Source organism: Streptosporangiales bacterium (assembly GCA_009379955.1).
Taxonomy (GTDB): Bacteria; Actinomycetota; Actinomycetes; order Streptosporangiales; family WHST01; genus WHST01.
On record WHST01000032.1, the window covers coordinates 35505 to 56779 of the forward strand.

Annotated in this window: 21 protein-coding genes; 9 read left to right on the plus strand and 12 right to left on the minus strand. The window is 70.9% G+C overall.

The features are described from left to right. Positions 1-4 precede the first annotated feature (4 nt). From ureA to GEV10_12170, 3 genes are read right to left on the minus strand one after another with little or no spacing between them, the layout of a single operon-like run. Positions 5-616, minus strand: a complete 612-nt coding sequence (gene ureA, locus GEV10_12160; GenBank protein MQA79209.1) for an urease subunit gamma — start codon at positions 614-616, stop codon at positions 5-7. A 9-nt stretch (positions 617-625) separates the two neighbouring features. After that, positions 626-1648 (minus strand): amidinotransferase, encoded by a 1023-nt coding sequence (locus GEV10_12165; GenBank protein MQA79210.1) that lies wholly within the window; start codon positions 1646-1648, stop codon positions 626-628. Continuing rightward, entirely contained in the window at positions 1648-2940 is a 1293-nt protein-coding gene (locus GEV10_12170; GenBank protein MQA79211.1) for an MFS transporter, read from the minus strand. The genes GEV10_12165 and GEV10_12170 overlap by 1 nt, the downstream gene beginning before the upstream one ends. Before the next feature lie 98 nt (positions 2941-3038). Here GEV10_12170 and GEV10_12175 point away from each other — a divergent pair, with 98 nt between their 5' ends. Beyond that, positions 3039-4193, plus strand: coding sequence for a PucR family transcriptional regulator (locus tag GEV10_12175; protein MQA79212.1), 1155 nt, complete (start codon positions 3039-3041; stop codon positions 4191-4193). A 3-nt stretch (positions 4194-4196) separates the two neighbouring features. Here GEV10_12175 and GEV10_12180 read toward each other — a convergent pair whose 3' ends face one another. Further along, positions 4197-4685, minus strand: coding sequence for a DUF1059 domain-containing protein (locus GEV10_12180; GenBank protein MQA79213.1), 489 nt, complete (start codon positions 4683-4685; stop codon positions 4197-4199). Between the two features lie 193 nt (positions 4686-4878). Between GEV10_12180 and GEV10_12185 the strand changes: the two genes are divergently transcribed. The 3 genes from GEV10_12185 to GEV10_12195 all read left to right on the plus strand — a co-directional run bounded on the left by GEV10_12185 (position 4879) and on the right by GEV10_12195 (position 6977). Further along, complete coding sequence (locus GEV10_12185; protein MQA79214.1) at positions 4879-6045, plus strand: MFS transporter; 1167 nt, start codon at positions 4879-4881, stop codon at positions 6043-6045. A 299-nt stretch (positions 6046-6344) separates the two neighbouring features. Next, the gene (locus tag GEV10_12190; protein ID MQA79215.1) at positions 6345-6701 is read left to right on the plus strand and encodes a hypothetical protein; all 357 of its coding nucleotides are present in this window, start codon (positions 6345-6347) and stop codon (positions 6699-6701) included. 27 nt (positions 6702-6728) lie between these two features. Next, positions 6729-6977, plus strand: a complete 249-nt coding sequence (locus tag GEV10_12195; protein MQA79216.1) for a hydroxyurea phosphotransferase — start codon at positions 6729-6731, stop codon at positions 6975-6977. 52 nt (positions 6978-7029) lie between these two features. Here GEV10_12195 and GEV10_12200 read toward each other — a convergent pair whose 3' ends face one another. From GEV10_12200 to GEV10_12210, 3 genes are read right to left on the minus strand one after another with little or no spacing between them, the layout of a single operon-like run. Continuing rightward, entirely contained in the window at positions 7030-7587 is a 558-nt protein-coding gene (locus GEV10_12200) for a hypothetical protein (protein MQA79217.1), read from the minus strand. A gap of 39 nt (positions 7588-7626) precedes the next feature. Beyond that, the gene (locus GEV10_12205) at positions 7627-9105 is read right to left on the minus strand and encodes an MFS transporter (GenBank protein ID MQA79218.1); all 1479 of its coding nucleotides are present in this window, start codon (positions 9103-9105) and stop codon (positions 7627-7629) included. Between the two features lie 33 nt (positions 9106-9138). After that, complete coding sequence (locus GEV10_12210; GenBank protein MQA79219.1) at positions 9139-9732, minus strand: alpha/beta hydrolase fold domain-containing protein; 594 nt, start codon at positions 9730-9732, stop codon at positions 9139-9141. A gap of 66 nt (positions 9733-9798) precedes the next feature. Between GEV10_12210 and GEV10_12215 the strand changes: the two genes are divergently transcribed. Further along, positions 9799-10971 carry an alpha/beta hydrolase fold domain-containing protein gene (locus tag GEV10_12215; GenBank protein ID MQA79220.1) on the plus strand — a complete coding sequence of 391 codons (1173 nt, stop codon included), beginning with the start codon at positions 9799-9801 and terminating at the stop codon, positions 10969-10971. Between the two features lie 279 nt (positions 10972-11250). Next, complete coding sequence (locus GEV10_12220; GenBank protein ID MQA79221.1) at positions 11251-12666, plus strand: DHA2 family efflux MFS transporter permease subunit; 1416 nt, start codon at positions 11251-11253, stop codon at positions 12664-12666. A 10-nt stretch (positions 12667-12676) separates the two neighbouring features. Here GEV10_12220 and GEV10_12225 read toward each other — a convergent pair whose 3' ends face one another. After that, positions 12677-13222 carry a pyridoxamine 5'-phosphate oxidase family protein gene (locus GEV10_12225; protein ID MQA79222.1) on the minus strand — a complete coding sequence of 182 codons (546 nt, stop codon included), beginning with the start codon at positions 13220-13222 and terminating at the stop codon, positions 12677-12679. Between GEV10_12225 and GEV10_12230 the strand changes: the two genes are divergently transcribed. Genes GEV10_12230 through GEV10_12240 form a run of 3 tightly spaced genes read left to right on the plus strand, consistent with a single transcriptional unit; the run spans position 13216 to position 15115 of the window. Then, positions 13216-13956, plus strand: coding sequence for a DUF2087 domain-containing protein (locus GEV10_12230; GenBank protein MQA79223.1), 741 nt, complete (start codon positions 13216-13218; stop codon positions 13954-13956). The two genes, GEV10_12225 and GEV10_12230, sit on opposite strands and share 7 nt — an antisense overlap. Positions 13957-14002: 46 nt before the next feature. After that, positions 14003-14473: a GNAT family N-acetyltransferase gene (locus GEV10_12235; GenBank protein ID MQA79224.1), complete on the plus strand. Its 471-nt coding sequence runs from the start codon at positions 14003-14005 to the stop codon at positions 14471-14473. A 42-nt stretch (positions 14474-14515) separates the two neighbouring features. Beyond that, positions 14516-15115, plus strand: coding sequence for a hypothetical protein (locus GEV10_12240; protein MQA79225.1), 600 nt, complete (start codon positions 14516-14518; stop codon positions 15113-15115). 577 nt (positions 15116-15692) lie between these two features. Here GEV10_12240 and GEV10_12245 read toward each other — a convergent pair. From GEV10_12245 to GEV10_12260, 4 genes are read right to left on the minus strand one after another with little or no spacing between them, the layout of a single operon-like run. After that, a complete protein-coding gene (locus GEV10_12245; GenBank protein ID MQA79226.1) occupies positions 15693-17525 on the minus strand; it encodes an IucA/IucC family siderophore biosynthesis protein in 1833 nt (610 codons plus the stop codon). Then, positions 17522-18091, minus strand: a complete 570-nt coding sequence (locus tag GEV10_12250; GenBank protein MQA79227.1) for a GNAT family N-acetyltransferase — start codon at positions 18089-18091, stop codon at positions 17522-17524. Before GEV10_12250 ends, GEV10_12245 begins: the two co-directional genes overlap by 4 nt. Next, complete coding sequence (locus GEV10_12255; protein ID MQA79228.1) at positions 18088-19410, minus strand: SidA/IucD/PvdA family monooxygenase; 1323 nt, start codon at positions 19408-19410, stop codon at positions 18088-18090. Before GEV10_12255 ends, GEV10_12250 begins: the two co-directional genes overlap by 4 nt. A 30-nt stretch (positions 19411-19440) precedes the next feature. Continuing rightward, a complete protein-coding gene (locus GEV10_12260) occupies positions 19441-21000 on the minus strand; it encodes an aminotransferase class V-fold PLP-dependent enzyme (GenBank protein MQA79229.1) in 1560 nt (519 codons plus the stop codon). Between the last annotated feature and the right edge of the window lie 275 nt (positions 21001-21275).

Genomic DNA, 21275 nt, shown 5'->3' on the forward strand with positions numbered 1-21275 from the left:
CTCCTCACCGCTCACCGAGACCGAGGTCTGGCGCGGTCGCGTCGCCGCCGAGCGCCACCAGCCGCACCCGCACGGTCGCGCCCGCCGGCAGGCACAGGCTGCTCCCCGCCGGCACGTCGAGGTGGTATCCGCGCGCGGCGTCCCGGTCGAACGACAGCACGGGGTTGGTCTGCCAGAAGGGATAGTGCGACGACACGTGCACATCGACGTCGGCAGTGTTGGTGACGTCGAGCTCGCGCCTGTCGCGGCCGGGACTCAGCCGCAGCTCGGCGTCGCGTGCCACCACCGCACCCGGCTGGTCGTCGCCGTACGCGCCACCGAGAGGCTCGTCGACGGCGACGAGCGAGGTGCCGCTGGGGAAGAGGGCGTCGACCTCGACGTGCCGGACGAGCGCCGCGACACCCGGCAGGGCCTGGTCGGCCGCGACGGCACCTCGTCCCGCCTCGACCACCGCGTCGAGGTCGAGGCCGTCCCACGCTGCCTCGTGGACCGCGTCGGTGACCAACGCGACGACCTCGGGTGCGGACAGCAGCGCGCCGCGGTCACGACGCCTGCGCGCCAACTCCGCCACGGTGAAGACGGTGAGCCTGTCCTGCTCGGCCGGTGTCAGGTGCATGGACCACCCTTACCAGTCACGCACCAGCTCCATGGTGGAACAGTGGATACCGCCGCCGTTCTTCAGCACCTCGTCGTACGGCACCGGCACGATCTCGACGCCCTCGGCGGCGAGCCGGTCGGCGGTCCGCACGCAGTGCGCGGGGAACAGCAGGCGCCGCGGCCGTACGGTGAGCGAGTTGCAGGCGTACTGCTCGTCGGGGTGCGGCGAGACCACCGTGATGCCCATGGCCTCCAGCCGGTCGAGGAACTCGTACGGCAGCCGGTGGGTGTTGGCGAGCGCGAGGTCGTCCGCGATCATGTGGAACTGCCCGTCGGTGTGGATCGTGTAGCCGGGCAGCGGCAGGGTGACCAGGTCGATGCCGAGCGGTTCGAGGAACCCGGCGAGCTGCCGCGCCCCCTCGCGGTTACAGCGGATCGACAGGCCGTACACCGCGAGATCGCGGCGCAGCTTCACGAACGTCCCACCCTCCGCGAGACCGTGGCCCGTCACGGTGCCGAGGATCGGCATCCCGAGGCCCGCGACCGTCGCGGTGACCGACGCCTCCTCGCCGCGACGCATCCGCGGGGCGAGCCTGGTGATCACGGCGCCACCGGGAACGGTCACCAACGGGTCGCGGGTGAACACCGCCTTGGTGTACGAGTCCGGAAGGTCGGGCGCCTCGATCACCTCGACGCCTTCGGCGCGCAACGCGTCGAGCAGCCCGGCGTGCTGCTCGTCGACGAGGTCGAGATCCGGTGCCGTGTCGCTGCGCCAGTACCAGCGCCGACCCGGGTCGACGAGTGCGCCGGCGCGAGGGTCCCACGCGTCCGCCGTGATCGCGGCCAGGCCGCGGCTCGGCCGACGGACGAGCACGGTGCGCAGCGGGCTCACCTCGTCGGCCGCGCCCCACCGGCGACCCCAGTAGCGTTCGACCTCATCGTGGAACTCCGGCGTCGGCTCGGGTCCGACGAGACGGTGGTAGTAGTGCTCGGGCTGCGCACCGTCGTCGGTGGGCGATGCGGTCACGGTCTCCCCCTCAGGTCCTTCCATCAGAGTTCCACGACCTTCAGCCGGCGTGCGGCCACCGCGGCGGCGAGCGTCACGAGCGAGAGCACGAACAGCAGGCTGGCGACGGCCCACAGGCTCCCGCCGGTCGCCGCGATGAGCGCCGTCGCCGCCAGCGGGGCGAAGCCGCTGATCGTGCCAGACACGTTGTACGAGAGGCCGACCCCGGAGTACCGCACCGCTCCGGTGAACGTCTCGCTGAGCAGCTGACCGCAGGCCGCGTAGCTCACCGACACGAGCACGACGCCCGCCACGATCCCGGCCGCGACGCCGTACGGGCTCTCGAGCCCGACGAGCAGGAAGATCGGGTACGCCGCGACCGCCGACGCGATGGCGCCGCCGATCGCGATCGGCGCGGCGCCCGTACGGTCCGCGATCCGCCCGAACACCGGGTATGCGAGCAGGTTGATCACCGACGCCACGATCGCCGCGTTCAGCAGCAGCGTGCGGTCGATGCCCGCGGTCTCGGAGCCGTAGCTGATGAGGAACGTGCCGCACAGGTAGTACCCGCCGATGCCGAGCAGCGACACCGCGATGCCGACGACCAGCCGCGGCCCACTCGACCTGAGCAGCTCGACCACGGGCAGCTTGTGCGCGCCCTGCTCGGCGAGGAGCTCGCGGAACACCGGCGACTCGTCCACCTTGCTGCGCACCCACAGCGCGAGCAGCAACAGCGGGAAAGCGAGGAGGAACGGCAGCCGCCAGCCCCACGACTCGAACTGCGGGTCGGGCAGCAGGCTCACGACCGCGAAGACCCCCGTCGCCGTCAGCGAGCCCACGGGCGAGCCGAGCTGCGGCATGACGCCGTACCTGCCGCGCTTGTCCGGCGGCGCGTGCTCGACGGCCAGCGTCGCCGCACCGCTCCACTCACCACCGACGGAGATTCCCTGGAGCACGCGCAGTACGGCCAGCAGGATCGGTGCGGCCACGCCGATCTGCGCATACGTCGGGAGCAGCCCGATGCACCCGGTGACGAGTCCGATGAGCACGACGGTGATCAGCAGCATCCGCCGCCTGCCGTACCTGTCGCCGAGGTGACCGAAGATGAGCGCACCGACGGGGCGGGCGACGAAGCCGACCGCGAAGGTGGCGAACGACGCCATCGTGCCGGCCACCGGGCTGAGCGAGGGGAAGAACTGGCTGTCGAAGACCAGCGCCGCCGCCGCTCCGTAGACGTAGTAGTCGTACCACTCCAGAGCAGTGCCGGCGAACGCGCCGGCAGCGACGGTACGAGGGTTCGAGGTCTCGCGCCGCGTGTTCCGAGCCGTCGATGACATCACGCCACTGTGGCCGCCGCGACCGCGGCGGACAAGCACCTGTCGACACTCGTCTCGCGGGCCTAGGATGTGCAGCTGCACAACCGAAGGGAGGCGCGATGCCATCGTCCACGGCCGGCGACACCCTGGTGCGCCTGGCCCGCACGCTGCTGCGCGACGTCACCGGGCTCACCGACTCGTTCCTCGCCGAGCTGCGGTCCGTCGAGCCCTACGCGCACGGCGCCGTCGCCGCGGACACCGTGCGCGCCGACGCCAGGCGCAGCCTCGAGCTGGTCCTGCGGCTCGTCGCACGCCTGCCGGTGCCGGACCGGATCGCGAGCGTGTCCGCCGACGTCGGTCGGGCGCGTGCCGAGGACGGCGTGCCCCTGGAGGCTCTGCTCCATGCCGTCCGCCTCGACTTCCGCGTGGTGTGGCAGGCGTTGCACGCCGCCGCCGACGAGGCCGACCTGGCGAGCCTCGTCGTCGAGGGTCCCCGCGTCTGGGAGGCGGTGGAGCAGCACTCCATGGGCGTGCTCGCCGCGTACCAGCAGCGCGTGCTCGAGATGGCCAGGGCCGAGCAGGACGAACGCGTTCGGTGGTTCGCGCGGCTGCTGGAGTGCGACGGCCGGCACTCCGACATCCGCCGCCAGGTGGCCACCGTGCTGGGCTTCGACGAACACGCCTCGTTCACGGTGGTGGCGTTCCCACCCGACCAGCTCACGGCCCTGCGTACCGCCGCGGACCGGCTCACCACCCGAGGTGTGCCGCTGCACATGCACGAGCGGTCGGCGAGCAGCGCCGTCGCCCTGCAGCTGCCAGCGCGCGGCCGGGGACATCCCGAACAGTGGTTCCGTGGCATCCGCTGCGCGGTGAGCCCGGTCGTCGAGGGTCTCGCCGACCTGCCGCGCGCGGTCCGCCTCGCCGAGCTCGCCCTGTACGCCCTGCACGAGGACGCGAAGGGACCGACCCACGCGCGCGACCTGTGGCTGGCGATCGCGGCCGGCGAGCTGGGCGAGTACCGGGCCGACCTCGAGCGCGACATCCTCGGCGGTCTCGCCGACCTACCGGATGGCGACGTGCCCCGGGTGCTGGAGGCGGTGCGGACGTACCTGCGCACGGGATCGGTCGCACGCACGGCACGCGACCTCTACTGTCACCGCAACACCGTGCTCAACCGGCTGCACCGCTTCGCCGGCGCGACGGGCCGCGACGTCACGTCGTCGACCGACGCCGCCGTGGTCACCCTGGCGCTGCACGCCCGACCGCGACCGTAGCGATCAGGCGCTGGTGGCTGAGACGTCGAGGTTGCGGAAGGTCGCCTCCCCGTCGGCCAGCTTGGCCATCTGCTCGGCCAGCGCCTTGGTGGCCGCGTGCTCGGAGTTGGCCATCGCCTGCTCGTAGTTCGGGAACTCGACGATCTGCACGTACGTACCCGGGCGGTCCCTGTCCGCGCCGGTGACCGCCCACCTCGCCGTGCGTGCCGAACCGATCTCTGCCTGCCACTTGTCCACGAGCCCGGTGAAGTCGTCGATGCGGTCCGTGCGGAGCTCGATCAGCTGGACGAACGCCCCCTCCTCCGTCGGCGCCTCGTCGCTGGTCAGGTTCTTCCTGAGCTCCTCACGGAGCTGCGGGGTGTCCTCGTGCCCGTGCACGGTCGCCGTGTGCATCGCGGCGGTGTCGACCACCTCGTCGGCCGTCCCCGTGATGGTGAGCGAGCAGTTCGACTCGCTCGGCATGATCCGGCAGTCCAATCTCATCCGCGTCATGTGGTCCCCCACCGTCGATCGCGTCCCCCGGCGAAGCTCCATCGAACGCGCACACCCGCGGTGAGTCGAGGGCGGAGCGGTCGGGTACCGGCGCGGCGTTCCCGCCGGTCGCAGCACGTTCCCGGCGCGCGCGGCGGATAGCGGCGGGGGCCCGAGCGACGACACACGGTCGCCGACCCGTAACGTCCGAACGGTGACCACGACTCCACGCCGCGAGCCGCGCGCGTGGCTCAGCGTCGCCGGAATCGTCGTCATCGCGCTCAACATGCGGGCCTCGCTCGCCGCGTCGAGTCCGCTGCTCCCGGACATCCGCGACGACCTCGGACTCAGCGCCAGCGTCGCGAGCCTGCTCACTACCCTGCCACTGCTCTGCTTCGGCGTCCTCGCCACCGCGGCGGTCGCGGCCGGGCTCCACCTCGGCAGCGAACGCGTCCTCCTCCTCGCCATGGTCGGTGTGGCGGCCGGCAGCGCCCTCCGTGCCGTCCCTGCGGCACTGTGGCTGCTGCTCGGCACGGTGGTCATCGGTGCCGCGATCACCGCGGGCAACGTGCTCGTGCCCGTCGTCGTCAAGCAGTACTTCCCGCGGGACGCGTCGGTGGTCACCGGTCTCTACACCGCCGCGCTCGTCGGCGGCGCGGCACTGACGTCCGGCATCAGCGCGCCGCTCGCGCACGACACGGCGCTCGGGTGGCAGGGCGTGCTCCTGGTCATGGGCGTGCCCGCGCTGCTCGCCGCGCTGGTCTGGGCGCCGCAGCTGCGGCGGCGGCACCTGCCGCCCACCGTCGGCGCCGTCCGCGTGCTCCGCGACAAGATCACCTGGGCGCTCGCGGCGTTCATGGGCATGCAGTCACTGATGTTCTTCGCCACCCTGACCTGGCTGCCGACACTGCTGCACGACGCGGGCGTCTCGGTCGCCAAGGCCGGCATCGCGCTCGCCGTCTTCAACCTGGTCGGCGTCGGGAGCTCGCTGGTCGTCCCCAGCCTGGTCTCGCGCCGGCCCAGCCAGGTGCCCGCGGTGCTCGCGCTCTGCGTCACGTGGGCGGTCGCGTACGCCGGCCTGTACGTCGCCCCCTCCCTGTACCTGGTGTGGTCGGTCGTCTCCGGAGTCGCGCAGGGAGCGGGCATCAGCCTCGCCCTGACGCTCATCGTGCTGCGGGCCAGGACACCCGAGGTCGCACGCAGTCTCTCCGGCACGGTGCAGGGCATCGGCTACCTCATGGCGGCCACCGGCCCGCTCGTCGTCGGCGCCCTTCGCGACGTCACCGGCGGCTGGACCGCCCCGTTCGTCGCGCTCGGCCTCGCCGTCGCGGTGATGGCCGCGACGTCCCCCTGGTCCGCCGGCGCCCGCCAGGTCGGCTGACCCGCACCAGCGCGAAGCCCCGGACGAGTGATCATGTTAAGTGGGTGAGTACGCACTTCCCACGGCGCATGCGCCATGTTCGGTACGGCTTGACCAACTGAACATGATCATTCGCGCGAGGGCAGGCCGCACCGCGTCCCACGCGCCCGGCTCGACCGACGCCCCCGATCCCTCCCCGCCGAATTGTCAAGACATGTCGAACCGTCGGTGACGCGGTCGCACCGGCGCGCAGGGTGATCCGGTGCGGGCTGTCCGTCCCAGGGGTTTCGCGGGCATCCATTCGAATGTATGTTCGAGTCATGGCACGGCAGGAACACCTCGACGGCATCGTCGTCGCCCGGTTGCAGGGGATCGCGAAGAGGCACGCCGGATGGACGGAGCCGCAGGGCGACAGACGGGCGGACGCACTGACCGAGCTGCGGCAGGTCGGCGGTGACCGCGGCGATCTGATGGCACAGGCCGCCGGCCTCCTGCTCGGCTTCTACCCATCCGACCACATCGCGTACGAGCACCACCGCATCGCCGCGCAGCTCGTCATCGACGCCGGTGCCGACGTCTCGCGGCTCGAGCACTGGATCCAGATCGGCGCAAAGCGCGGTGAGCGCGCGCGCTCCTCCCGCGGCTACTTCAGCCCGCGCAAGGACGACGAGGGCTAGTGTCCTGAGTCAGAAGTACGTGCCCCCCTGCCGACGCCCAGGCTAGTGATCGACCCGAAGCCGTACGTCGGCGACCCGACGTACGACGCGCTGCAACACATGCTCAACCACGACGACCGGCTCACCGCCGACCCGGCGGGGTTCGCCGAGCGGATGGCCGGCCTCCTCGACCTCGACCCCGAGCGGCTGCGGCTGTGGCTGTTCGCCCGGTGCGTCCAGGAGTCACCTGCACGGCCGGCGCTGCGCGACGCGGCGGTCGCGCTCGCCCCGGCGTGATGCGGGCCGGACCCGTATCCGGGTCCGGCCCACGCCGTGCGGCCTGCCGCGCTCAAGCCTCCCGCGGGGTGGCCCGGTAGCGGAGGACGACGATCCCCGATGTGAGCACCTGGCTTCCGGCGAGCGTGAGGTGCGGCTCGAAGCCCTCGGACGCCAGCAGGTGCTCGGACTTCGTGGTGCCGGCGAACGCCGGGTGCAGCCAGAACCTCGCCTCGTCGAGCAGTCCATGCTCGACGAGCGTGCGTGCGACCGGACCGAAGCCGTACATCAGGATGTCCTTGCCGTCCTGCTTCTTCAGCCGGGCTATCTCGTCGACCAGGTGGGCGCGCCTGATGATCGTCACGTTGTTCCAGCCCGCCTCCTGGAGGCTGTCCGAGACGACGTACTTCGGCATGGCGTTGAAGTGGTCGGCGAACTCCCCGGTCTGGTCCGGCCAGGCGGTCGAGAAGCCCTCGTACGTGGCCCGGCCCATCAGCAGCGCGTCGCTGGCGAACAGCTGCTCGTCGGCGACAGCGCCGGCCTCGTCGTCGAAGTACATGAAGTGCCAGCGCTCCATCTCGTCGATCGCGCCGTCGAGGCTGAGGTTGGCGGAGGTGATGATGCGACGCATCGCTTTCTCTCTTTCCGTGTGGAGGGTCTCGTCCACCGGCTATCGGCCGGCGGGCACGGGTGGGGCCTCGGACACCGAGGCGTCGTCGGCGGCGACGGGCTGTGCCGGCGGACCCGAGGACCGCATCGCGAGCGCCGTGACGACCGCGAGGGCGAGCAGGATCGCGGCGCCCACGCCACCGACGACGTTGAGGCCGGCGGTGTACGCGGCGTCGGACGTGAGGCCGTCGGCGAGCTGCGCGCGATAGATCCAGCCGCTGAGCGTGCCGAGGGTCGCGATGCCCATCGCCACGCCGAACTCGCCGCTGGTCTCCGACACCGACGCGGCGGCGCCGGCCTTCTCCGGTGGCGTGGCGCCGAACAGGACGGTGACGACCAGCGTGCACGCCAGCATGACGCCGAACGAGGCGAGGACCATGCCGGTCGCGAGCAACGGCAGGCCGTCCACGGCGCCGACGCGGGCCTGCAGCAGCAGGCCGATCCCGCAGACCACCAGGCCGGTCACGACCACCCGCACCGTCGAGATCCTGCGGGCGAGCGCCGGTCCGAGGAGCGCCCCGGCGAGCAGGCCGAGGTTCTGGGGGATCAGCCACAGCCCGGCGTGCAACGGCGTCAGCCCGGCGACGATCTGCAGGTACTGGCTCGTGACCAGGCTGATTCCCGCCATGACGACGCCGCCCAGCACGCTGACCGCGAGCGCGGTGCCCGCCGTCCGGTTGGCGAACAGCGACAGGTCGAGCAGCGGGTCGGCGAGCCGGCGCTGGCGCCGGACGAACACGACCGCGAGCGCCACGCCCACGAGGACGGTGACAACGGACGTCACCGGGTCACCGCCCCGGGAGAGGCCCTTCAGCCCGTGGACGACGGGCAGGATCGCGGCGAGCGACAGGACGACGCTGGCGACGTCGAGCCGTCCGCCCGACGGGATGCGCGACTCGGGCAGGAGCGCGCGGCCGGCCACGAGGAGCAGGACCATGAACGGCACGCCGAGCAGGAACGCCGAGCCCCACCAGAAGTGCTGGAGCAGCGCGCCACCGACGAGCGGGCCGAGCGCCATGCCGCCCATGAAGCACGCGTACCACGCACCGATCGCGGTGCCCATCTGCTTCGGGTCGGGGAACATCGCGCGGATCAGCGCCATGCTCGACGGCATGAGCGTCGCGCCGGCGACGCCGAGCGCGGCGCGTGCGGCGATCAGCATCGCGGGCGTCGTCGCGTACGCCGCGACGACCGAGCAGACACCGAACACCGCCGCGCCGATCAGCAGCAGCCGCCGGCGGCCGATCCGGTCGCCGAGCGACCCCATCGTGACGAGGAAGCCGGCGAGCAGGAACGAGTAGATGTCGAGGATCCAGAGCTGCTGGGTGCCGTCGGCGCCGAGGTCGGCGCTCAGGTGCGGGAGCGCCAGGTACAGCACGCTCACGTCGAGGGAGAGCAGCAGGCTGGTCAGCGCCAGGACGGCGAGGCCGCCCCAGGCGCGGCGGCCCGCTCGCGCGGTCGTGGTCGTCGGTTCGGACATCTCGGCACTCCTTCGTCGTGTGGGTGGGTGAGGTCAACGTGTGCGTCCGTGCCATGCGACTGGCTTCGAACGGCCGAGACCGGCGGCGAGCGCTTCGCGCAGGCGCGCCACGAGGTCGGCTTCGCCGAGCGCGGCGTCGACGAGCACGTGCGCTGCGAGCGGCGGCCACCCGTCCTCGCCGGCCCGGCGCACGACGGCAGCCGCCGGGCGCGTGCCCGTACCGGTGCCCACCACGACGAGACGACGCGGGTCGGCGTCGAGCTCGGCGGCATGGTCGGCGACCCATCCGGTGACCGCCATCGCGTCGTCGGCGGACAGCGCTAGCGCCGGGACCACGACGACGCACCGCACGCGCGGGCAGAGGTACCGGGCGTACGCATCCGCGGTCCCGGGATCGGCGAAGAGGATCACCACCTCCGTCGGCCCGCCGGGGTTCCCGCGGTCCGGGCGGTACACATCGGTCCGCAGGACGCCCGCACGTCCGCGCAGCCGCAGCTCGTCGGGGGTGGTGTGGATGGCGTCGGTCATGTCCCACAGCGTCGGGTCGGCGAGCGGGGAACGGAAATGCCGGCTGCGTATGGCACTCATGCGCACGTGACATGACCGCACGAGCGCATCCGCACGCATAATGACCGCATGACCGAGGACGCGACGGGCGGCACCGTGTCGCCAATTCCAGCGGCGCCGGACGCCATCGAGCTCCGGCACCTGCGCGCGTTCGTGGCGGTCGCGGAGGAGCTCAACTTCGGCCGGGCGGCCACCAGGCTGTACGTGTCGCAGCCCGCGCTGAGCCGCCAGATCCGGGCGCTGGAACGCCTCCTCGGCTGCGACCTGCTCCGCCGTTCCACCCACCGGGTGGAGCTCACGCTCGCCGGCGAGTCGCTGCTCGCCCGCACCCGCGACCTGCTGAGCGACCTCGACGACGCCGTCTCCGCGACGCGGACCGTCGGCGGCGAGCACACGCGCCGCGCCGCCGTGCTGTGGGGAGCCGTCCAGGAGGCGTCCGTCATCGCGGATGCGGACCTGCAGCAGATGCGCGACGCGTACGAGTCCGTGCAGCAGCAGTTCGCGCCCCCGCCCGAGGTCCGCGTCCGTTCGGTCAACGCCGGCGGGGTGCCCTCCCTGCTGCTCGGTCCTGGCGAGGACCACCGGGCGACGACGCTCTTCCTGCACGGTGGTGGCGGCGTGATGGGCTCAGCATTCGGCTACCAGCCACTCGTGGGCGCTCTCGCCGCCGCGGCCGACACCGGCGTCATGGCGGCCGAGTACCGGCTGGCGCCAGAGCACCCGTTCCCGGCAGCGCTCGAGGACGCGCTGAGTGCGTACCTGTGGCTGCTCGACCGGGGCGTCGCGCCCGAGCAGGTGACCGTCGCGGGCGACTCCTTCGGCGGGAGCATGGCGCTCGGGCTGCTGCTCTCGCTGCGACGACGTGATCTGCCGCTACCCGGCGGCGCCCTGTTCCTGTGCCCCGGCCTAGACCCGCGGCTGACCGCGCTGGCGAAGACCCTGAGCGGCGAGGATCTCGCGAAGGCACGCAAGGTCACCGAGCTCTACCTCGACGGCCATTCCCCCGACGACCCGCTGGTCAACCCGCTGACCGCCGACCTCGCCGGTCTGCCGCCGCTGCTCGTGCAGGCGGCGACCCGCGACCCCAGCGTCGACGACGCGCACCGCCTCGTCGAACGCGCGACGGACTGCGGCGTCGAGGTGAAGCTCGAGCTCTACCCGGTCGAGACGCACATCTTCCAGATCTTCTGGCCGTTCCTACCCGAGGCCGCCGACGCCGTCCAGCGTGCCGGGCGGTTCCTCCAGGCCGGGACGGCCAGGGCCACTGCCCCCGGCACCCTCGGGCGAGCAGGTCGGTGACAGCTCACGTTGACCACGAGCGGATCCGGGGACCCAGCGGTCACACCACGGTGGGCGACGGTGTGACGACAGCTCGATGAACCGCGCGTGAGGAACGCGGGACGGAGGAAATTCGGTCGACAGGCTGTCGGTTACACCTCGTACGCTGATGATCAGTTCGGGGGCACACGACCCCTGGGTGATTTCTCTTCGACGCTGCGAACCCTTGGGAGCCGTGTGACCGACCAGACTGGCCTGCGTGAGCTCGAGCCGACTCCCCTCGACCCGCAGCCCGAGAAGATGAGCGCCCGCGACCGCACGGTGATCGCGGTGCTGCTGGTGTCGACGTTCGTCGTCATCCTCAACGAGACCATCATGAGCGTCGCGCTGCCCGTGCTCATGACCGACCTGCGGGTCGACGCGGGAGTCGGGCAGTGGCTGACCTCGGGGTTCCTGCTGACGATGGCCGTGATCATCCCGATCACCGGCTTCCTCATCCGCCGGGTGCCGACCCGAGCGCTGTACGGCGCCGCCATGATCCTGTTCAGCGCCGGCACGCTCGCCGCGGCGCTCGCACCCGGCTTCCCGGTTCTGCTCGGCGCGCGCATCGTCCAGGCGAGCGGCACCGCGATCATGCTGCCGCTGCTCATGACCACGGTGATGACCCTCGTGCCGCCGACGCGTCGGGGCGCCGTGATGGGCAACATCTCGATCGTCATCTCGGTGGCGCCCGCCATCGGCCCGACGGTCTCCGGCATCGTGCTCGACCTGCTCGGTTGGCGGTGGATGTTCTGGCTCGTCCTGCCGATCGCCCTGGTCACCCTGCTGCTCGGGCTGCGCCGCATGGTCGACATCGGCGAGTCGAGCCACGCCCCGATCGACATGCTGTCGGTCGTCCTCTCCTTGCTCGGCTTCGGCGGCCTGGTGTACGGGCTCAGCAGCATCGGTCACGCGTCGGCGGCCCAGGCGTACATCCCGAGCTGGCTGCCGTTCGTCGTGGGCGGCGCGGGGCTGGTGCTGTTCATCGTCCGCCAGGTGGTGCTGCAGCGCTCCGACCGCGCGCTGCTCGACCTGCGCACGTTCCGGTCGCGCAACTTCACCGCGGCCGCGGGCCTGATGGCGTTGATGATGATGACCTTGCTCGGCACGGTCATCCTGCTGCCGATCTACCTGCAGAACGTCCTACGGCTCGAACCGCTCACCACCGGGCTCATCCTGCTGCCCGGCGGCCTGCTCATGGGTCTGCTCGGTCCGGTGGTCGGGCGGCTGTACGACCGCCTCGGCGCCCGCGCGCTGCTGGTGCCCGGCATGGCCCTCGTGAGCCTCGCGCTCTGGTCGACCACGCTGTTCACCGAGTCGAGCGCGATCTGGCAGATCCTGGGCTTCCATCTGCTGCTCAGCGTCGGCCTGGCGTTCGTGTTCACGCCGCTGTTCACCGCGGGCCTCGGCGCCGTCGAGCCGCGGTTCTACTCCTACGGCAGCGCGATCATCGGCACGACCCAGCAACTCGCCGGCGCGGCCGGCGTGGCCCTGCTGGTGACGGTGATGAGCCTGCGCTCGGCCGACCTCGCCGCGGCGGGCGCGACCGTGATGGAGCAGACCTCGAAGGGTGTGCACGCCGCGTTCCTCGTCGCCGCGGTCATGTCGCTGGTAGGGATCGTGGGAGCGTTCCTCGTCCGCACACCACCGGCCGAAGACGTCCCGGCCACCCACTGAGCCGGCGCGGTCAGCCGGTGAAGCGCCAGCGGGTGGGCGTGATCGACTCGCCGTCGGTGGGGAAGGCGAACGCCTTCGTCGGGGTGATCTTGTACACGTCGTAGGGCGGTCCGCCGGAGGTGGGCGCGCCGTACTCGGAGTCGAGCTTCCCGGCCACGACCACCGTCGGCCAGCCGTAGACCGTGTCGAAAGCCCCGGACGCGCGCTGCAGTCCGGCCTGGTCGGTCACCTGCCGGGCCTCGCCCTCGACGACGAGATGCACGTCGTCCTTGTCGGAGGACACGACGCACCGCCCGTCGGCCGCCAGGTTGCGACTCTTCCTCGCCGTGTCCTTCGACGCGACGTAGAACACCGACTCCGACCAGGCGGCGAACACCGGCATGACGTGCGGTGCGCCGTCGGGTCGGACGGTGGCGAGCCAGTACCACCCACCCTGCGCCAGCCGTGCCTGGACATCGGCCCACGGCACGGGTCGCGAGTTGCCCTGCTCGCTCTCCGCGGCGGTGCCCTTGCCCTCCCGCGACATGGCCTCACCTGCGGGACTCTCGGATGTCATTGTGCGACTCCTCTCGATCGGGCCGGCAGCGCCGGAGCGTGTCGGGACGCGATCCACCACGCGGCGGTGGCGACCACAGCGACGATCCCCGCGTCGACACCGTACATATCGCGTGGACGGCGCACCTACCACTTGCCACGATGAGCGCTCGCCCGTACGGCGCCGACAGGAGGACCATGACGCAGCGAAGCAACGACCTCGGTCATGCCGCGGCGCTGCTCGGCGTCCTCAGCACGCCGCGGCGCCTCGACCTGTTGGCCACGATCGTCAGGCGGCAGGCGTCCGGCGCGGACTGCTCGCTGGGAGCCGTCGCGACGGCGATGGACTCGAGCCAGCAGGCACTGGCCAAGGACCTGGTGCGGCTGCAGGAATGCGGCCTGCTGACGATCGAGAGCGGCGGTGTCTCCGCAGACCTGTCGGTGCTGCGGTCGGCCGCGGACGCCGTCGGCGAGACCCTGCCGATCACGCCGCACCTGGCCATCGATCCCGACCTTGCGCGCTTCTTCAGCCACGGCCGTCTCGTGACCGTGCCGTTCGACGCGGACCTGCAGCGGCGCATCGCGAAGGTCCTCGTCCGCCTGCTGCCGCTCGACGTGGAGATGTCGGAGGCCGAGGTCAACGACCTGCTGGGCCAGGTGCACCCCGACCACGCGCTGCTCCGCCGCCTCCTGGTCGACGAGCGACTGGTGACCAGGCACGCGAGCGCGGGCTACCGCAGGGTTCGCGCGGGCTGACGTCGGTGCACTTCTCGATCGCGCAGCGGCGTGCGATGGTGAGGTCATGGACCGTGCCGACATGGAGATCCGCCGGTACCGGCCCACGGACCTGACGGCCGTCCTGGGCATCGCCCCGCGACTGACCGAGGGAGTCGCCGCCTGGCACGAGCCGCAGCGGGTCCTCGACGCGGTGACCGGCTGGGTCGGTGCGTACCCGGAGACCGCCGCCCGCGACTCCGTGGCGGTGTTCCTCCCCGAGGACGCCGGCGCCGTGATCGGCCTCATCGGAGTCTCGGAGCGCCGCCACTTCACCGGTGAGACCGAGGGCTACGTCGGCGAGCTGGTCGTCTCGTCGACGTCGGCGCGGCAGGGCGTCGGACGCGCGCTCATGGGTGCGGCTGAGGACTCGGCAAGGCAACGGGGACACGGGCGCGTCACCCTCGATACAGGGTGGGACAACGCGACTGCCCGCGAGTTCTACGCCGCCCTCGGCTACGAGGCCGAAGGCGTCCGGCTGAGCAAGCCGGTGCACTGACCCGCACCCCTCAGGAAGGGTTGCCCGCGGGGTGTCGTCTGGATGGGCGCCGGCGAGGTGCCCGCGCGCCGCCTCCCTGAGCAGGTCGGCGGTCAGCGGTGCCTGCAGGCCGAGCCGGCGGGCGTCGGCGGCGGCGTGGATGACGGCACGCTGGTCGTCGGTGGCCCGCTCGTAGCGGCCGAGGAGCTCGCGCGCACCGGCGAGGTGCTCGGTGACGCCGTAGTCGGGGTCGCCGAGCGCCTCCGCCAGTACCGGATCGGCCTCGGCGAGCTCCCGCGCGGCGGTCGTCTCGGACGTGGAGAAGGAGTCCAGAGGCAGCTCGCAGGACACGTTCGCCAAGGCGTCGAAGGCCTCGGGGAACCGGTGGCGGTGCTGGCCGGTGGCCGGGTCGCGCTCAGTGGAGCGCAGTTGCGCGAGGTTCTCCCGCCAGATCGCGGCGACGACGATCACCTTGTGCGGCGGCCGGAGCAGCCGGGTGACCACCGTCGGGTCGAGCGGGGTGTCGGAGGCACGCTGGTACGGGCCGGCGAGGAAGCGCTGCAGCTCGTCGAGCCACACGACGAACGTCGGCAGCGAGTCGGCGTCGTGGCCGATCCTGTTGACCAGCGCGGCGTTGCCGACCTCGGGCGCCAGTACCTCTAGGTCGCCTAGCTCGCTGCGAGCGGTCTCGTAGAGGAGCCGGGTCTTTCCGACACATGAGTTCCCCACCACCAGCAGGAAGCCGCCGGTCGAGCGGGCCTCCCGCATCCAGGACCGCAACCGCGGGCTCACGTCGCGATCGACGAACCCCGCGACCCGACGGACCGAGCGGCCGTCCTCGTCCACCGGGTCGGGAGCCCGGTGGACGCTGGACCTGAGCGCCTCCCCGTCCGTATCGCCCATGGGGACCAGCGCGTCGCGCCAGTCGGCGTCCGCTGGTACCGCGGGGCCGATCGACGGCACGTCGGGTGCCGTCCGAGACCGCATCCATCGCACCAACCAGACCGTCGCCGGGAGCAGGACCGCGGCCACGGCCACCGCCAGTCCGGCGGCCTGGGCGATGTCCGCCCCCGCGCTCCCGAGCCGCACCAGTCGCACCACCATGACCACCAGGGCAGTGGCCACCGCCACCCAGGCCACGACGACGGCGACCCAGCCCAGCACCCTCAGCCGTGACCATCGCATAAGGACCGATCATGCCGCGCTTCGAAGCGTTGCGCTGCCGATCACCGCGATCGGCCTAGAGGGCACCGCCGCCGGCGGGCCGCGAGCGGCTCCCGTGGTCCTCGGACGCAGGGCGGAAGCGGGCGATCGGGTTCTGCAGGGTGCCGACGATCTGCAGCGCGCCGACCGGGTCCTGCAGGTCGACCATCTGCCGGTTGTTGCGCAGCTGCAGCCGGTTCAGGCACGACAATCCGAACTCATCGGTGAAGATGTCGAACCTCGCGAACCGCGCCGCCAGGTCGGGGCGAGATCGCTGGTAGTCGGCGACACACGCGGCGACGGTCGACCAGAACGCGTCCTCGTCCAGGACTCCGGCCGTGCTCAGGATCCCGTTGAGGAAGCGCAGGAAGCAGTCGAAGACGTCCGTGAACAGGCACAGCAGCTTCAGGTCGTCCGTCACGTCCAGGCGGATCCGCTCGACCTCGGGCGGGAGCACCGCGTCCGGATCCATGACGCCGATCTCCTCGGCGATGTCCTTGAAGACGGCGCGTTGCGGCGCGCCGCTCTCGTCGAGCACGAGGATCACGTTCTCGCCGTGCGGCATGTAGACGATCTGGTACGCGTAGAAGCAATGCAGCACCGGCGTCAGGTAGGCGTCGAGGTAGCGCTGCAGCCATGCCACCGGCGTCAGGCCGGACTCCGCGATGAGAGCCGCCGCGAACGAGCCACCGTCGCGGTCAATGTGCAGCAGCGACGCCATCGTCGCCAGGCGGTGCCCGGGCTCGACCCGAGGCACCGGGCTCTCCCGCCACAGTGCGGCGAGCATCTTGAGGTATGGCGAGCCCTTGGACGCCGCCGCCTCGTACTGCTCGTGCCGGTAGCCGATGGTGGCGCGCTCACGGAGGATCGAGAAGCCCACGCCGGTCAGCACCTCGTCCTCGGCGATGAGCTCGGCGAGCCAGTCGTTGATCGCGGGGGTGCCCTCCATGTAGGCGGCGGAGAGGCCGCGCAGGAATCCCATGTTCAGCACGGACAACGCCGTCTTCACGTAGTGCCTGGACGGGTCGCTCGTGTTGAAGAACGTGCGAATCGACTGCTGGGTCAGGTAGGCGTCGTCGCCGTAGCCCAGGCACACGAGGTTGCGGCGCGCGACCTCGGCCGCGAACGTGACCGACAGCGTGTTCCACCACTGCCACGGATGGACGGGGAACAGGTGGTAGTCGTCGAGCGACAGGCCGAGCCCGCTCAGGGTCTCGCCGAACCGTCGCAGCGTCTTCTCGCCCAGCTCGGACCGCATCAGCCCGTCGTAGTCGACGCCGGCGCCGGCGCTGAAGACCGAGCGGTCGCGGCTGGCGGCCAGCCAGATCAGGCGGACCGGAGCCGCCGCCTCGGGAGCGTAGGAGTGGAACTCGGCGATGTCGTATCCGAGTCGTCCGTTGTTGGCGACGAAGCACGGATGACCCTCGGTCATGCCGGTCTCGATCTCCTGGAAACCGGAGCGAGTCAGCTCGGCCGCGGTGACCGGCTTCGCCGCCAGCTTGTACGCGGCACTCGCCAGCGTGGAGCTGATCTCCTCCAGGTAGACCGGCAGCACCTCGTCGCTCAGGCCCAGGGTGCGGCGCAGCTCGATGAAGAACTCCAGGGCGTCCAGCGGAAGGTGCGCGCCGTCCCGGTGACGGGTGATGCTGGCCGTGTCGATGTGCCAGTGGTCCAGGCTCAGCACCCGCGCCGAGAAGCGGTACTCGACGCTGTCGTCGTCACTCCGCACGACATAGCGACCGTCGGCGAGCGGCTCGGGCTCCAGCAGGCGCTCGTGGGCGAACTCCGCGAGACCCTTGCGGACGAGGAGTCGCTCGGCGTGCGCCCAGGTCTCCGGTGTCAGGTGCGATACGGCGTCGGCGGGGGTCATGCGCTCCCTCCTCGGGCAGCCAGGAACCGGTCACGGGTGCAGGTGCTGAGCAGGGCGTCCTTCTCGGGCTTCGCGACCGTGCCGACGACCTCGAAGCCGACCGCCTCGTTGAGGACGTGGACGGCCGTGTTGCGGACGTCGGGGTCGACGACGACACGGTGGACCGTCGGGTCTGCGAAGCACAGCTCCATGGCGGTGGTGATGACGGCGAGCGTGAAGCCGTGGACCGGTGAGTCCGTCGGCGCGCACAGGAAGTGCATGCCGACGTCGCCGTCCCGATGCGGGTACATGCCCACCAGCTCGACGTGGGCCGGGTCGTAACGCTCGATCACGAACGTGGGTGCGCCGTCGTGCAGGCCGACGAACGCGTCATGGTGCGGACTGTCCGCGATCGCACCGAACTCCCGCTCCACGCCGGCGAGGTCGTGGTGCTGCATGAGCCAGAAGGCGCTCTTGGGATGCGTGAGCCAGCGGTGCAGCAGCTCGGCATCGCCGGCGGGGTCGACCGGCCGTACGGAGAGCTCACCGAGCTTCTCGTCGGCGTGGGAGAAGACCACGTTCGTCATACCGCCTCCACTGTGACCTGTGCGCCGGACGGAACTCCGAACTCCTGGAACGCGATGCTCTTCTCGACGGGGTAGACCTCGCGGCCGAGCATCTCGCGGATGATGCACGAGTTGCGGTACGCGCCCATGCCCAGGTCGGGCGAGGTGACGCTGTGCGCGTGCACGCCGGAGTTCTGCAGGAAGATGTCGTTCGCCGCCGCGCCGATGCCGTAGTCGCGGCCCACCGCGAACCTGCCCTGCCCATCCCAGGAGATCCGGTCGGCGATGGGGGCGAGGAAGTCCGGAACGTGGTCACGGTAGCCGGTAGCGAGGATCAGCCCGTGTGTCGTGAGGCCGAAGTCCCGACCCAGCTCCTCCTGCCGCAACCCCAGCACGTAGGCGCCACGCGCCGAGTCGTACGACGCCGTCGTGAGCGCCGTGTTGGTCAGCAGCCGGGTCGGGCACGGTCCGCGGCGATGCTTGACGTAGAGCAGGTCGAAGATCTCGTTGATGAGATCGGAGTCGATGCCCTTGTAGAGCGGCTTCTGCTCGCTCACCAGCCGATTGCGGCTTTCCTCGGGAAGCGCATGGAAGTAGTCCACGTACTCGGGCGATGTCATCTCCAGCGTCAGCTTGGTGTACTCGAGCGGGAAGAAGCGCGGCGAACGGGTCACCCAGCTCAGCTCGTACGCGTGCCTGTCGATGTCCTGCAGCAGGTCGTAGTAGATCTCGGCGGCGCTCTGGCCGCTGCCCAGGACGGTGATGCTCTCCTTCGACTGCAGCGAGGACCTGGCACCGAGATACCCCGAGCTGTGGACCAGGTCACCACCGAGATGCCGGCACGCCTCGGGAACGTACGGGACCGTACCGGTGCCGAGCACGAGCGTGCGACCGCGGTACGTCCGCAGGTCACCGGTGGGTACGTGCACAGCGGTGACCACGTAGACCTGAGCGCCCGCGTCGTACTCCACCGCGGTGACGCGATGTCCGAAGCGGACGCTGCTCAGCTTCCCCGCGGCCCAGCGGCAGTACTCCTCGTACTCGGTGCGCAGTGGATAGAAGCTCTCCCTGATGTAGAAGGAGTACAGGCGCCGCGACTCCTTGAGGAAGTTCAGGAACGAGTACGGAGACGTCGGGTCGGCCAGGGTGACGAGGTCGGACATGAACGGCGTCTGCAGGGTGCTGCTCTCGAGCAGCATGCCAGGGTGCCACTCGAAGTCGGGGTCGCTCTCGAGGAAGACGCCGTCGAGCTCGTCGATCGGCTCGGTGAGGCACGCGAGCCCCAGGTTGAAGGGGCCGAGTCCGACGGCGATGAAGTCGTGTTCGCGGGACGTGGACAAGGAGACTCCCGAGGGGATCGCGGGGTTCGTTCAGCCGGCGCGCACGGCGCTGAGCGCCGGGCCGGCACACTCGGACAGGTACCGGCCGGCATGCTCGGCGATGAGGTCGAGGACGTCGGTGATGTCCCGCATGCCGGCCTTGGGATTGAGCATCGTGAACTTCAGGTAGTGGCTGCCGCCGACGACCGTCCCGCCCACGACGGCGGCACCGGACGCGCGTAGCGCGTCGCGTGCGTGCAGGTTGACCCGGTCGACGACAGCGGGAGGTACCTCGCCCGGCGGTACGTAGCGGAACACCAGGGTGCTGAACTGCGACCGGGTGACGACCTCGAACCGGGCGTCGCCGTCGAGCAGCCTCCACACGTCCGCGGCCCTGTCGATCACGTCGTCGAAGAGCTGACCGACCGCGTCCGCTCCCATGATGCGCAGTGTCATCCACAGCTTCAGGGCGTCGAAGCGGCGCGTGGTCTGGATCGACTTGTCCACCTGGTTCGGGATGCGTTCCTCGGCCATCCGCGCCGGATTGAGGTAGTCGGCATGGTGGGTGACGTGGTGCAGGACCGCACGGTCGCGCACCAGGAGGGCGCTGGAGCTGACCGGCTGGAAGAACGACTTGTGATAGTCGACGGTGACGGAGTCGGCGCGCTCGATGCCGTCGAGCAGGTGCCGTCGCCGCCGCGACACGAGGAGGCCACATCCGTACGCCGCATCGACGTGCAGCCATGCCCCCTGTCGCCGACACAGGTCGGCCACCTCGGGCAGCGGGTCGATGCTGCCGAAGTCGGTCGTGCCGGCGGTGGCGACGACGGCCATCACCACCAGCCCCTCCCGCTCGCAGCGTTCGAGCTCGACCGCCAGCGCACTCGCCCGCATCCTCATGTCGTCGTCGCACGGGATCGCGACGACCGCCTCCGTATCGAGTCCCAGGAGCGCGGCGGCCTTGACGATGCTGAAGTGGCTGACCGCGGAGGCGAGGATGCGCAGCCGCGGAACGACCGCGGCCCTGCCCGCCGTCTGCGCGGTCCGGCAGGCCTCGTCGCGAGCGAGGAGCATGGCCTGCAGGTTCGACTGACTGCCGCCGCTGGTGAAGATGCCGTCCGCCGCGTCACCGAGGCCCACGCGCTCGGCCGTCCAGTCGATGAGGCGGCGCTCGATCAGCGTCCCTCCGGCGCTCTGGTCCCAGGTGTCGAGTGAGGAGTTGACGGCCGACAGGATGGCCTCACCCAGCACGGCCGGGATCGCCACCGGACAGTTGAGGTGCGCCAGGTACCGCGGGTGGTGGAAGTAGAACGCATCGCGGAGATAGACGTCTTCCAGCTCGTCGAGCGCGGCGTGCGAGTCGCGCAACGGCCGATCCAGGTCGATCGCCTCGATCTCCGGTGCGAGCTGGGCGGGGGTGATGCCGCTGAACGGCTGATCTGTCCACGCGAGCCTCTCGGCCACGCGTTCCACGCCGGCGGCCAACAAGCGTCGGTAGCGGTCGACCGTCTCGCCATCCAGCAGGTGCGACCAGTGCGCCCTCCCGTCCGTTTCACCTGGCTCGTCATCCTCTTCCGGCGCCGCCCCGCCGCGAGGGGAATGGAAGCTCACCAAGAACCCGTCCCTTCCAACACGTGCATGACTGACGAGAGAGTGGAGGAATGAGGTAAGGCTAACCTAACCACCTCGCGAGACGGAAGCCCTTGATCACGGAGCGTCGCCGCTGCGTGGAGGAAGGAAGGTTCCGACTAGTGTGTCCCGTCGTTAATTCGTAGGTTAAGTCGGTATGGTGGTGGCATGCCGAGAACTGGGCGTCCGAAGGCGGAGTTGGTGTTGACCGGTGCCGAGCGGGAGCAACTGATCGGCTGGTCTCGGCGGGCGAAGTC